Here is a 13,016-nt window from a genome sequence, read left to right as displayed (position 1 = left end):
GCACCTCGCGCGAGGCGTCACGGAAGTACCGAACGCGGCATGGCGGCGGCGATCTCGCGCCGCGACCGGAGGTCGAGTTTGGCCAGGATGTTCGACACGTGTGACTGAATCGTGCGGCGCGACAAGAACATCTGCGCTGCTATATCCGCATTGGAGCAACCTTCGGCGACCAGCGCGGCGACCTTGCGCTCGGTGTCGGTCAGCGCCGCCCAGCCGGATTTGGGCCGATTGCGCCGGCCGCGCACACCCAATCGGATCCCGTGTGGCCGGACCCGCGCTGCCGCACGGGCGCTGTCCCACGACGCACCCAGGCGACCGTAGAGCCCTATCGCCGTGTCCAGCGCGCCGCGGGCCTCGGCCTCTCGTCCCGAAGCGGCGAGCAGAACGGCGGCGTTCTCGTGTGCCTGCGCTTCGTAGAGCGGCCACCCGGACTGCCGGAACGCGTGCGCGGCGGCGAAGAGCGTTTCGGGATCGCCGTCTGCCAGGGCTCTGCACAGCAGGGCCGTTCCGATCCGGCCCGCGGTCTTCTGCCGAGCCAGCAGCTCGTCCGCGCCCGCTACCACCGACCGAGCCGCGGCCTCGTCGCCGACGTCCGAGGCCAGCCGGGCGATGTCCGGGTAGATGTAGTGCAGGGTGGACGCGGTCAGGCCATCGGCCAGTCGCCGCTGGGTGCCGACCAGCAGCTCCAGCGCCAGCTCCGGACGGCCACGGGCCTCGTGCGTCAACGCCTTCACCCAGGGGTGGAACTGCGCGTAACCGGTGCTTCCCAGCCGGTCGTCCGGCCCGGGAACGGCATCGGGGTCCGGCAGGAAGGTGCCGCGATGGATTCCGATGAGGGCGGCCAGGCTGTGTGCGACGGGCGCGTATCCGAGGACATCGGGCGCCGCCAGGCTCGCCGCGCATTCGGCCAGCGCGTCGTCCCAGCGGCCGTCGAGCAGATACAGCCGCGCCTTGGCCAGCAGGTTGGGGGCGAGGTAGACACCGTGCATCCGGCGGTTGTGCCCGATGGCCGTCTGTAGCGTCTGTTCGGCGTCGGCGAGCCGATCGAGTTCGATCAGGCAGTGCGCGTACAGCACGTACGGATCGAATTGGTCCGATCCGGTGCCGTCCTCGAAGGCGGTGAGGATTCGGGTACTCAGATCCAGCGCCTCGTCGAGATAGCCCTGGGTGTAGCGGACCGCACCCAATGCCATGAGTCCGTATCCGGTGGCGAGCGGGGTGCCACTGGCCTGTCCCGTCGACACGGCCCGCCGGCCCGCGCGCTCCGCCGCCTCGAACCGCTCGAGAAAGAAATTGTCCAGTGCGCACATTCCCACGAGCCTGCCCGCGTCCTCGGCGCCGAGTTCCATCGTGGAAAGGGCTGTCTCGGCGACCGCGACGGCGTCGGCCAAGCGGCCTTGGGATTGGCAGACTTGGACGAGCAGCCAGGTCAGTTCGACATCGTGGTCGTGTTCCGGACGGGTGCGCAGTGCGGTGCGCACCACGGCTTCGGCTTCGGCGGCGCGGCCGTTCCACAGCAGCGCCCTGGCCTGCCAGCGGACCAGAACCGAACGCGAGGCGCCGTCGAGGTCTGTCGCGGTCGCCGCGCGGCTCAGCAACTGCACCGCGAGCTCGGGGGCCCGCACGATCAACTTGCCTGCCACGGCCGTCAACCAGTCGAGGCTTGTCCGATCCAGTTCGTGGCCGCCCGCCGACAGGTAGTACGCGACTCGCTCGAGCGGCGCGCCGGTCGCTTGCAGGACCTGCCCGGCCCTCCGGAGCAGGTCGGAGCGCAGCGAATCGGGTAGCTGGTCGGCCAGCACGTCCCGCATGAGGTCGTGGCGGAACACGAGTTCGGAATCGACCCGGGCGAGCAGCCCGCCGTCCATCGCTTCGGAGACGGCCCGCCAGACATCCAGCAGCGGGCTGTCCAGCACGGCCGACAGTTCCCCCACGTTGATGACGGGTCCGAGGGCAGCGGCCATCGGCAGCATGTCCCGCGTGGGACGGGACAGGAGTCCGAGGCGCTGGATGATCGCGGCCGACAGTGAGGCGGAGGACGGTTCGCCGGAGTCCGGTAGCGGCGCGGCGGTTTCGGCGACCAGCGTGATCGCCTCCGCGCGGAGCAACGCGGCCACCAATTCGGTGATGTGCAGCGGGTTTCCTCGCGCACCGGCCACGATTCGCAGCAAACCCGGCCCCGGTGGAGCGCCGACCAGAAGCCCCACGAGCGCCGCCGCGGCCGAGTCGGGCAGTGCGCCGAGCCGTATCACCGGGGCCTGCCGCTCGACGAGTTCGGCCGCCAGCGCCGCGAACGCCGGGTCCGCGGGCAGCGGACGGGTCGCGAGCACCAGCAGCAGCGGCAGCGCGTCGACCAGTGCGCACAGTCGCCGCAGTACCGACAGGCTCGGCGCGTCGGCCCAATGGACGTCGTCCATGATCAGTGCCACCGGAGCGGCGGCGCACCATGCGTCGATCCGATCCAGGATTCCCTCGCTGACGGCGAACTCGTGCGTCGCCGCGGCGTCACCCGCGCGGTCCCCGCTGTGCAGCAGCGGGCGACTCGGATCCGGGGCGCCGCCGGGCGCGGTGTCGTCGGCTGCCGACCAGGAGCGCACCGCGGCGAACGGTACGTCGCGCTGCAATTCCACCGCCGCGCCGGTGCGAACCCGCAGGCCCGCCGCCGCGATTCGGGCACAGGCCGCCTCCAGCAGCGCCGTCTTGCCGATACCGGGCTCACCTTCCACCAGCACCACCGCCCCCTGTCCCGCGGCGACTCGGCGCGCGAGCACCGCCAGGTTCTCGATCTCGGCATCACGACCGAGGAAGACCGTCGCGGGGGACTTCTGCATGCGGGTGAGCTTATGCATCGCGGGCGATGAGCCGGTCGAGCGTCCGGGCCCGGCCCATACGGATATTTCTCTCGGATTCGACGGATGTTCCCTCGGCTCGGCTGCCCTACCGTCCCTGAGGCGTGCCCGATGGCACGGAACTCGGTTGAGCGCAGCAGCCGAACCCCAGCAAGCGGAGGAGTATCCATTGGCGTCCAGTGCTTCCAAGCCCGTTCTGGAGGTTGTGCGGGGGATCGCCCGCATCGGCGGTCATGTCGCGAAGGAAACGGTGACCCGGCAGCGGGCCCGTATCCCGGGCGACGTGCCGGTGACCGGCCGGGAAGTGACAGCGCAGTGGCTGACCGCCGTGCTGTGCGGTGGGCACCCCGGTGCGGAAGTCGACTCATTCGAGACACAGGACGTGAGCGCGGGCACCTCCACCCGCTGGAAGCTCAGCGTGACCTACAACGCCGCGGGCCGGGCGGCAGGCCTGCCGGAGGAGTTGTTCGCGAAGACCACCGCGGAGTTCAAACAGCGCCTCACCTTGGACTTGGCCGGAATCATCGGCGGTGAACCGGGTTTCTTCACCCACCTACGGCCGGCCCTGGATATCGAGGCGCCGCGCGGCTACCACAGCGCTGTCGACTATCGGTCGGGCCGGACGATCTCTTTGCTCGAGGACATCGTCAGCACCAAGGGCGCCACCTTCTGCACGCCGCAGACGCCGATCGACCGCACCGAGATCGAGGATCTGTTGCGCACGATGGCCACGTGGCACGCCCGCTACTGGAACGATGCCGAGCTGGAGGTTTATCGGTGGCTGAAGCCGCCGCGGGCGCATTTCGCCAATCTCGACCGGTTGATCGGCATGTCGAAACGCGCGCGGGTCGGGGCCCGGCGAGCGGCGGCGGTGATCCCGGAAACGCTGGCGCACGACCACGACCGGCTCTATCACGCGCTGCAACGATCGCTGGAGATAGCCAGCACCGGTGCGCAGACTTTTCTGCACGGCGACAGCCACATCGGCAACACCTACCGAACCTCCAGCGGTCGAATGGGCTTCACCGACTGGCAAGTGGTCCTGCGCGGCAGCTGGGCCTACGACGTCGCCTATGTGGTCGGTTCCGGTCTCGCCGTGCAGGACCGGCGGGACTGGGAGCGTGAACTGCTGGCCGTCTACCTCGACCACGTCGCGGCTTGCGGTGCGCCCGCGCCCGATTTCGACACCGCGTGGCTGGCCTACCGGCAGCAGGCGTTGTACCCGTATTTCATCTGGTTGGCGACCATCGGCCACAGCGCTATCCAGCCGAGATACCAACCCGACGAGATCTGCCTCGGCATCATCGAGCGCACCGCCAACGCGGTGCTGGACCTCGACGCCGTGAAAGCGCTGGAGGAGGGATAGGCCGTGCAGATCATCAGTACTCGCTGCCGGACCTTCGAGTACACAGTGACGGCGCAGGGGCCGTGCGCGGTCGACATGGGGTGGGGGATCGGGGCACTCGCCGACACCCTGGACGTGCTGGTGGAAATGACCGAACGTCTGGAGCAGCGCGGCGAACGAGTCCACCTGATGCCGTTCGGCTGGCACAAGGAGTGTCACACCGAGGCGGTGGTGGGGCCTGGCGCACGGCAGATCATCCGGCTTGCGGGGGATGGCGATGTTCCCGTGCATCCGCGGTTTCGCGGCATACGTCCACTGTCCGATCGGCGGCGCCATGGGCGTTGTGTGACCGGTTGACCCTCCCGCCACGGGAGAGTCCACCATGTCGGCAACGCTCCATTCGTCGCCCGCCACACGCGCGGCCGGGTAGCTAGGGGCCGCGAGATGACCTGATGATCCGCACTCGGGAAGGCATGGCATGGCCACGGTGATGAACGTCGACGCGCGCGGTACGCGGCACTGCGAGACGACGGCCCTGGGAGTGCTGCTACGGCATCAGGGAATCGATCTGTCCGAGCCCATGCTGTTCGGCCTCGGCTCCGGTCTGTCCTTCGTCTACTGGGACAGCAAGAACCTGGGCTTCCCGTTCCTCGGGGGACGGGTAAAGCCTTTCGACCTCACCAGGAACCTGGCCGCCGCGCTCGGACTGGAACTCTCGGTCGAGGAGACCACATCCGCCCGCCGGGCTTGGGAGAACGTGGTCGCCCCCATCGACGCCGGCCTCCCCGTAGGACTGCAACTCGACAGCTACTACCTGGACTACTTCAGCTCGAAGGTGCACTTCGGTGGTCACGTCGTCGCCGTGTACGGCTACGACGACCACGACGCCTACCTGGTGGACACCGACCAGCAAGGCGGAGCGGTATCCACCAGCCTGACCGGCCTCGCCAGGGCCAGGGCCGCGCGCGGCCCGATGACCGCCAGGCACCGGTCCTTCACCCTCACCGCTGGGCGGAACCCGCCCTCCCCGCACAGCCGTATCGTTCCCGCCATCACCGCCTGCGCCGAGGCTTTCCTCAACCCGCCCATCGCCAACCTCGGTCACCGAGGCATCGCGAAGGCGGGCAAGCTGGTGCCCACGTGGCTCCGGCGCACCGACGACCCGCAGCGGGACCTCGCCCAGGCCGCCCTCTTGATGGAGAAGGCAGGCACCGGCGGCGCGCTGTTTCGTAACTTCTACCGCGACTTCCTCGCCGAATGCACCCAGACCCTCGACAGCAGCCATTTGCGCACCGGCCACGGGCTGTACACCGAGGCAGCCACCCTCTGGACGGAAGTCGCGGCACTGATCGCACAAGCCGGTGAATCGGGCGATGAGCGGCGCCTCGCACAGGCAGGCTCCGTTCTCCGGGATCTTTCGCGGGTGGAGTACGAGGCCATGCGGGCGCTGAAGTGCCTGGGACGGTAGCGCTTCGAACGCCGCTCCTGCCTGTCGGCGCCTGACGCGGAGTATCGCTGGTCAGGTGGCTGAGCGGAGCTCTACGCAGCATTCCCCGGCCTTGGGTGCGAGCACCGCGTCGATCGTGTCGGCCTCGAGCCCGGCGAGCACGCCCGTCAGATAGGCGTGGTTGAGCCCGCACACCAGCTCGGGTTCGGCGGCGGCGAGCGGATGGAACGGGCAGTTGCGCATGCGCAGGCAATCCGGTGCCGCACGGGTGGGTTCGAAGCCCTGTTCGGCGAGCAGCGATCGAAGGACCGTGAGGGCGCGTTCGGCGCCGAGCCGTCCTGGCCGTACCTGTTCTCGGGTGGCCCGGCCGAGCGCCGTGCCACGGTCGGTCGCCACGCGACGCGCGGCGTCGCGCGCGGTCTCACCGGAATCATGAGTGAGCACCGCGCCCATCAGTATCTCGGCCAGGACTTCGTGGCGGCGCTCGGGGATGCTCACCCGCACCTCGGTGCCGGAGGGCTCGTACACCTTCGGTGCGCGCCCGACTCTCCGAAGGCCGTCGAGCTGCTGATAACTCGCCCGCAGCAGTCCGGCGGCGACGAGCTTGTCCAGATGGAAGGCCGCGAGTTTGCGCGAGATGCCGACCTGCTCGGCGGCCTCGTCACGAGTGACCGGACGACCCGCGCGGCGGATGAACCAGTACATGCCCCGCCGCAACTCGTCGTCGAGCGCGGCGACGGCACCGATCGCCGATTCACTGGTCACCCGGCCATGATAGCGCCCATTGTGTTCGCCGGAACTTCGCAGACACCCACGTGAGGTGGATGACTTGACCCACAGCCCGAATAACGCCAATAATCTTTAGTGTAATTAAAGCCAGGGTGGAGGTTGTGATGAGCAGCGACATGCAGCAGGCCAAACGCCCGGTCAGCGCGGTGCTCGCCGGACCGTACGGTCATCCGTTCCATCCGATCCTGGTCACCGTGCCGATCGGAGCCTGGGTGGCCGGTTCGGTGTTCGACATCGCCTCGCACGTGGTCGATGACCCGGTCTTCCTCGCCCGCGGCGCGGTATGGCTGATCGCGCTCGGCGTGCTGGGTGCGCTGGCCGCGGCGGCGATCGGGTTGCTGGATCTGTTCGCCATCCCCACCGGCACCACGGCGTTCCGCACCGGGCTGGTGCACATGAGCCTCAATCTGGTCGTCACCGTGGCGTACGCGATCAACTTCTGGTGGCGCCATGCCGGCAGCGGCCCGGACGGCGCTGTCCCGGCGGGCCCGCTGCTGCTGTCGATCGTGAGTCTCGTGGCGCTGGCCGTGTCGGGCTATCTCGGCGGCAAGCTCGCCTACCACTACGGCGTCCGGGTAGCCGACGAAACCACCCAAGCCACCGGCTACCACCGGTGAATCCCTGTCCCAACCCTTCCGTCAGGAGACACCATGGCCATCGCGGCATTGATTCTCTGGCTGCTCACCGCCGTGGGCGGCTTCGTGCTGCTCGGCACCTGGATCGCGAGAGGCGGTGCTCGGCAACCGAACAGCAGTCACCTTCCCGTGCCGGTCGTGTTCGGGCACTTCCTGCTCGCCGTGGCCGGCCTGATCGTGTGGATCGCCTACCTCGCCCTCGATGACGACGCCCTCGCCTGGGTGGCGTTCGGGTTGCTGATTCCGGTGGCCCTGCTCGGATTCGCCATGCTGCTGCGATGGCTGCCCGTTTACCGAGCGCGCACGGACGCCGAGGCACCCGAACCGGCCGAGCGGCGTTTTCCCGTCGCCGTCGTCGGTGGCCACGGTGTCTTCGCCGTCGCCACCGTGGTTCTGGTGCTGTTGACGGCCCTCGGCGTGGGCGGGAGCTAGCCGTGCTACAGCCCGCGCTCCGCGTCGTCCACGAACCCGCTACGCAGGTGGACCTGGCCGCCGCCGAAGACGCCGCCCGGCAATTCCTGACCGCGCTCGGGGTCGGCCTCGACGACGAACACCTGCACGCGACTCCCCGGCGGATGGCCCGCGCCTACGCCGAACTGTTCACGCCCCGCCCGTTCGACCTGACCACTTTCCCCAACGACGAGGGCTACGACGAGCTCGTGCTGGCTCGCCGCATCCCGCTGCGCTCGGTGTGCGAACACCACCTGCTGCCGTTCGTCGGCGTCGCCCACGTCGGCTACCTGCCGGGCGAGCGCATCCTCGGGTTGTCCAAACTCGCCCGTATCGTCGAGCATTTCTCCTACCGGCCTCAGGTGCAGGAACGCCTCACCAAGCAGATCGCCGATTGGCTCAACGAGAATCTGCAACCGATCGGCGTCGGCGTCGTCATCGAAGCCGAACACACCTGCATGACCCTGCGTGGTGTCCAAGCAGCCGGCACCACCACGGTCACCTCGACCTTGCTCGGCACACTGCGCGAAGACGCCCGCTCACGCCAGGAATTCTTCTCGCTCACCGGGGTCATGCCCTGAGCGACGACGCGGGCACCGGAGCCGGCTTCGGCACACCGTCGGTCGCCGCCGCGCTCGCGTGCCGAGCCGCGGCCAGCCGCGTGAGCGCGGCCTCGGTGAAGACCGACAATCCGAGGTCGGGGTTGTATCCGTGAATCTCCTTGACATCTAGTTCGGCCAGGAAATAGAGGATCTCCGTCGAGATCAGCTGCCCCGGAACCAGCACCGGGAAGCCCGGCGGGTAGGGGACGACGAAGGTGGCCGACACCAGCGGCCTCCCCTTGGCGAGCTGTCGCCCCGCGTCGCCGAGCAGGACGTGCTCGCGGTCGGACTCCGCGTACCCGGCGTAGAAGGCCGATCGCATGTCCCCGAACGAGCTGGCGCCGTCGGGACGGAACGCGCTGTCGAACGCGCTGAAGTCGGGCAGCGCGGGCAGATCCTTGGTGATCTCCTCGACCCGTCGCTGTTGCAGGGCGCGATCGGCCTTACCGGCCGCGCTGCGGCCGCTCTCGAAGTCGGTAGCCACCCGGCGCAGCACGTCGAGCAGGTAGTGCACGCTCGACCAGGTGACGCCGATCGTGAAGATCAACAGCACGCTGTTGATCGAGGTCTTGTTGATCTGGATGCCGAACCGGTCCATCAGGATCTTCTCGCGGAAGTCGTACCCGTTCATGCCGGTTTCGCCGATGAACAGGGTGACCCGCGTCGGGTCGAGCACGAACTGATCGGACCGCCACGCCTCGTTCCACTCCGCCAAGCCACCCTGTCTGACCTGCCGGTACGAGCTGACGGCGGAGGTACGGAACTCGCCGGGCACCAGATCGGCCTCGTCGAGGATGCGGAACCACTTGCCGATCAGCCGGTCTTTGCGGACGCGGTGGCGGAATACCAGCGCCATGTCGTAGGCGTGCCGGACCAGTTGGAAGCCCTCGATGTCGACCTGCCTGCGCGCCAAGTCCAGCGACGCGAGCAGTTGCTGGTTCGGTGAGGTCGAGGTGTGGGTCAGAAACGCCTCGGCGAACGCCTCGCGGACGAGGGCTTTGAAATCCTGGTCGCGGATGTGGATCATCGACGCCTGCCGAAGCGCCGACAGCGACTTGTGGGTGGAATGCGTCGCGTACACGCGTACCCGCGCACGCTTGGGATCGGGAAGCAGCCGGTGCTCGCTCCACTCGGCACGGTCGACGCCCTGCATCGACGCACGCCACGCGCGGTACTGCTCGGCGTATCCGGACGACGACAACGCCGATTCCAGTTGCTCGGCGGCGACCATCGCGGTCCGCTGCCGCGCCCACGGCACCGCGGTGGCGAAGGCGTACCACGCCTCGTCCCACAGGAAGCAGATGTCCGGCTTGATCGCCAGGACCTCCTCCATCACGCGCCGGGGGTTGTAGACGATGCCGTCGAAGGTGCAGTTGGTCAGCAGCAGCATGCGCACGCGGTCCAGTTGACCGGCCGCCTCGAGGTCGAGCAGCGCCTTCTTGATGGTCCGCAGGGACACCGCTCCGTAGATCGCGAACGGCGCGAGCGGGTAGGCGTCCAGGTACATCGGGTACGCCCCGGCGAGTACCAGGCCGTAGTGGTGCGACTTATGGCAATTGCGGTCGATCAGAACGATGTCACCCGGCCGGGTCAGGGCCTGCACGACGATCTTGTTCGCGGTGGACGTCCCGTTGGTCACGAAGTAGGTCTGATCGGCGCACCACGTCTTGGCTGCCTTGTCCATCGCCGCCCTGATCGTGCCGTGCGGGTCCAGCAGTGAGTCCAGCCCGCCGGAGGTGGACGAGGTCTCGGCCATGAAGATGTTGCGGCCGTAGAACTCGCCCATGTCCTGGAGCGATTTGGAGTTGAAGATGCTCGCGCCACGCGCGACGGGAAGGGCGTGGAATTGGCCTACCGGCGCGGCCGCGTAGGCACGCAGTGCGTCGAAGAAGGGGGTGGCGAACCGGCTCCGGATACCGGCGAGCACCGTGCTGTACAGGTCGGTGGCGTCGTTGAGCCGATAGAACGTGCGATCGTAGACGTCCGGCTCTTCCTCGGTCTCGGCGGCGATCGACTCGTCGGTGAGCAGATACAGATCGATATGCGGCCGCAGCTTCCTGATCCACTCGCCACACTCGACCCAGTCGCGGGTGCGGTCGGTCACGACCACGTCGTCGTTGACGCCGAGCAACGTGGTCATCAACGGCACCCGGTCGCGGGAACGAAGCGGTAGGTCGTGCCGGATGATCGCCGCCTGGATCTCGCCGTTCAACGCGACGGCGGTGATGGCGTCCTCGATGCTCGCCACGACGAGCAATTCGAACTGCACGTCGTCCGACGGGTCGCGAAGCGCCCGCAGGCTGTGCGCCAAGCCCTCGGGCGCCTCGGGCGGGGAGTCGTCGCCGAGCAGAACGGTGTAGAACTTCTGCTGTTTGGCCCGCGCCACGAGTTCCTGATCGGCCAACGGCGCGGCGTCGTCGAACATGGCCGCGCGGTCGCCGTACTCGGAGAGCAGGCGCACGGCCAGCGACACTTCCTCGGTGAGCCGTACCGTGGCGAGATCGGCGACATACCCGCGAAACGCCGCCAGCCTTGCCGCGCCCGGGTACAGCCAGTACCGCTCATAGGCGCCGAGACGGTCGAGCAGGCGCCGCACCCGCGCGGCTTCGCGGGTGGGATCCAGGCCGGCGCCGTTGACATCGGCGAGCCTGCGGCACGCGTCGTCGAGCAGGTTCCACGTGTCGATGCGCGAGTACGACGGGTTCGCTACCGCCGCCAGCGCGGAAACACTGAGCCCCTTCGGGCGCTCGCCGTCTCGGTGCATGTCGTCAGTTTCGCCCCTCCATCGCTGGGCGAGTGATCCGTCGAATGCGGCAGATCACGCTGGAACATCTATCCCCTGCGAATATTGTGCTCCGCGGAAGATCGAATTCCTAGCAAGCGAGAAATCCCGCCTCGCCGGTTCGGCCGGTGCGCGTCCACCGATGAGCCACTCCGGGTGCGCTCGGCCGCGCGTCGGCGGTGGCGCTGCCCACACCGCGTCGCCTGCGGCCACCGGAATGTCGGTGGGGCGGAGTAGGCAGAGGCTATGACTCGATCCGCCGCAGATCAGGACCCCTTCCGGCCTGCATCGGGCCCGCGCCTGCTGGACGTCCGTCGCCTGTGGGCCGAACCGGAGGCGCTGGCGAGCCCGCGTGGGCAGCAGGTGCGCGCGCGGTTCCCCGACGCCGAGATCATCACCGTCGCCTCCCACTGGAAGATCGACCAGCTGCACGGCAACGCGGGCAACGTCGACCGCTGGATCCGGGTCAAGACCGAGGACCTGGTGCTCGGGGTCAAGAAGTCGCTCACGGCCCGGGCCAACGGCCGTTCCGCCGATTGGATCGCGCCCTCGACGTCCAACGGCTGCGCGATGGCGTGCGCCTACTGCTACGTCCCCCGCCGCAAGGGCTACGCGAACCCGATCACGGTGTTCACGAACATCGACAAGATCGTCGGCTATCTCGAACGGCACGTGCGCAAGCAGGGTCCGAAGACCGTGCCGAACCAGTGCGACCCGCATGCCTGGGTCTACGACCTGGGCGAGAACAGCGACTGCTCGGTCGACGCCCTGGTCAGCGACAACGTCGCCGACCTGATCACCGCGTTCGGCGCGTGGCCCACCGCGAAGGCCTCGTTCGCCACCAAGTACGTCAATCGCGACCTGCTCGACCTCGACCCCCGCGGGCGGACCCGGATCCGTTTCTCGCTCATGCCCGAGGCCGACGCCCGGTTGCTCGACCTGCGCACCACACCGATCCGTCAGCGCATCGCCGCGATCGATGACTTCGTGGCCGCGGGCTACGAGGTACATGTCAACTTTTCCCCCGTCGTCGTCCGCCCCGGCTGGGAGGAGGACTGGGCGGAACTGCTGGAGCAGCTCTCGGGCGGCACGGGCTCCGCCTTCAAGGCCCAGGCCGCCGCGGAGATCATCATGCTCACCCACAACGAGCAACTGCACGAGCTCAACCTCGGCTGGCACCCGAAGTCCGAGGATCTGCTGTGGCGGCCGCCCATTCAACAGGCCAAGCGCTCCCAGTCGGGCATGTGGAACGTGCGCTACCGCAACGACGTCAAGGCCGCCGGTGTCGAGACTCTGACCGGACTCATCGCCCAGCGGACGCCCTGGTTGAGGGTGCGTTACGCGTTCTGAACCGTCCCGATGCCCGTCGCCGAACGTCCTTCCGGGCGATGGTTGTGCACAGGTGCCGGACGCGCGTCCGAACTCCGGCCGGTCGATCCGTGAGGATCCCTCTGCTACGCAATGCGATTGACGGCCGACGACCGGGGTATGGCGAGGACAGACGCTCGCTCGATCAGGGTGCGGGCTCAACTCGACGAATCGGAGAAGAAGATGCTCGGTCTCGGAATCCTCGGTTGGATCATCATCGGCGGTCTGGCCGGCTGGATCGCCAGCAAGTTCATGAAAACCGATGCTCAGCAGGGCATTCTGCTCAACATCGTGGTGGGCGTTGTCGGCGGCCTGCTCGGTGGGTTCCTGCTGAAGCTTCTGGGAGTCGATGTCGAGGGCGGCGGACTGTGGTTCAGCTTCTTCACCTGCCTCGGCGGCGCGGTGATCCTGCTGTTCCTGGTCGGATTGGTGACCGGCCGTCGCGGCGCACTGCGCTGAGACCCGCGCTCGGCGGCATAGAGCCGAACGCGCGCGCTTCGAGCGGCCCGAACCTTTCGAGGTTCGGGCCGCTCTCCGTGAGAGCGAGGGCAATCAGACCGATCAGGCCGGCGGGGTCGCTAGTGGTACTACCAGCGCGAGAGCCGGCTCGAACAGTGAATGCACCAAGGCCGACCACGTTGCGGCCGATCCCCGAGAACGGATGCGAGAAAGCTTGCGCGACAAGCCACGTCGGTGACAATGCTCCGTAGACGACTACGCTCACCGCCATATCGGCATGGGGCACGTGA

Annotated in this window: 11 protein-coding genes; 8 read left to right on the top strand and 3 right to left on the bottom strand. The window is 68.1% G+C overall.

What is annotated here, in order from left to right; translation table 11 throughout:
* Positions 1 to 17: 17 nt before the first annotated feature.
* Positions 18 to 2,831, bottom strand: coding sequence for an AAA family ATPase (locus tag ABZ803_RS19620; RefSeq protein ID WP_357039845.1), 2,814 nt, complete (start codon positions 2,829 to 2,831; stop codon positions 18 to 20).
* A gap of 145 nt (positions 2,832 to 2,976) precedes the next feature.
* Between ABZ803_RS19620 and ABZ803_RS19615 the strand changes: the two genes are divergently transcribed.
* From ABZ803_RS19615 to ABZ803_RS19605, 3 genes are all read left to right on the top strand, one after another.
* A complete protein-coding gene (locus tag ABZ803_RS19615) occupies positions 2,977 to 4,215 on the top strand; it encodes a phosphotransferase (protein WP_357039842.1) in 1,239 nt (412 codons plus the stop codon).
* Between the two features lie 3 nt (positions 4,216 to 4,218).
* Complete coding sequence (locus ABZ803_RS19610; RefSeq protein ID WP_357039839.1) at positions 4,219 to 4,551, top strand: hypothetical protein; 333 nt, start codon at positions 4,219 to 4,221, stop codon at positions 4,549 to 4,551.
* A gap of 121 nt (positions 4,552 to 4,672) precedes the next feature.
* Positions 4,673 to 5,662, top strand: coding sequence for a BtrH N-terminal domain-containing protein (locus ABZ803_RS19605; RefSeq protein WP_357039837.1), 990 nt, complete (start codon positions 4,673 to 4,675; stop codon positions 5,660 to 5,662).
* Between the two features lie 51 nt (positions 5,663 to 5,713).
* Here ABZ803_RS19605 and ABZ803_RS19600 read toward each other — a convergent pair whose 3' ends face one another.
* Entirely contained in the window at positions 5,714 to 6,406 is a 693-nt protein-coding gene (locus ABZ803_RS19600; RefSeq protein WP_357039835.1) for a helix-turn-helix domain-containing protein, read from the bottom strand.
* Between the two features lie 128 nt (positions 6,407 to 6,534).
* On the opposite strand from ABZ803_RS19600, the gene ABZ803_RS19595 reads away from it, so the two are divergent.
* The 3 genes from ABZ803_RS19595 to folE are packed head-to-tail and all read left to right on the top strand — an operon-like array spanning position 6,535 to position 8,096.
* Complete coding sequence (locus ABZ803_RS19595; protein ID WP_357039832.1) at positions 6,535 to 7,047, top strand: DUF2231 domain-containing protein; 513 nt, start codon at positions 6,535 to 6,537, stop codon at positions 7,045 to 7,047.
* A gap of 33 nt (positions 7,048 to 7,080) precedes the next feature.
* Positions 7,081 to 7,497 carry a hypothetical protein gene (locus tag ABZ803_RS19590; protein WP_357039829.1) on the top strand — a complete coding sequence of 139 codons (417 nt, stop codon included), beginning with the start codon at positions 7,081 to 7,083 and terminating at the stop codon, positions 7,495 to 7,497.
* A 2-nt stretch (positions 7,498 to 7,499) separates the two neighbouring features.
* Complete coding sequence (gene folE, locus ABZ803_RS19585; RefSeq protein ID WP_357039826.1) at positions 7,500 to 8,096, top strand: GTP cyclohydrolase I FolE; 597 nt, start codon at positions 7,500 to 7,502, stop codon at positions 8,094 to 8,096.
* Here the strand turns inward: folE and ABZ803_RS19580 are convergent.
* Positions 8,086 to 10,881 carry an aminotransferase class I/II-fold pyridoxal phosphate-dependent enzyme gene (locus ABZ803_RS19580; protein WP_357039823.1) on the bottom strand — a complete coding sequence of 932 codons (2,796 nt, stop codon included), beginning with the start codon at positions 10,879 to 10,881 and terminating at the stop codon, positions 8,086 to 8,088. The two genes, folE and ABZ803_RS19580, sit on opposite strands and share 11 nt — an antisense overlap.
* Before the next feature lie 264 nt (positions 10,882 to 11,145).
* Between ABZ803_RS19580 and ABZ803_RS19575 the strand changes: the two genes are divergently transcribed.
* Together ABZ803_RS19575 and ABZ803_RS19570 are read left to right on the top strand one after the other, a co-directional pair.
* Positions 11,146 to 12,249 carry a spore photoproduct lyase family protein gene (locus tag ABZ803_RS19575; RefSeq protein WP_357039820.1) on the top strand — a complete coding sequence of 368 codons (1,104 nt, stop codon included), beginning with the start codon at positions 11,146 to 11,148 and terminating at the stop codon, positions 12,247 to 12,249.
* A 201-nt stretch (positions 12,250 to 12,450) separates the two neighbouring features.
* On the top strand, positions 12,451 to 12,726 hold the full coding sequence (locus tag ABZ803_RS19570; protein WP_040871565.1) for a GlsB/YeaQ/YmgE family stress response membrane protein: 276 nt from the start codon (positions 12,451 to 12,453) through the stop codon (positions 12,724 to 12,726).
* Positions 12,727 to 13,016 lie beyond the last annotated feature (290 nt).

It is taken from the genome of Nocardia sp. NPDC047648, from assembly GCF_040642815.1.
GTDB classification, from domain to species: Bacteria; Actinomycetota; Actinomycetes; order Mycobacteriales; family Mycobacteriaceae; genus Nocardia; species Nocardia gamkensis.
This window is presented reverse-complemented; position numbering and strand designations above follow the sequence as displayed.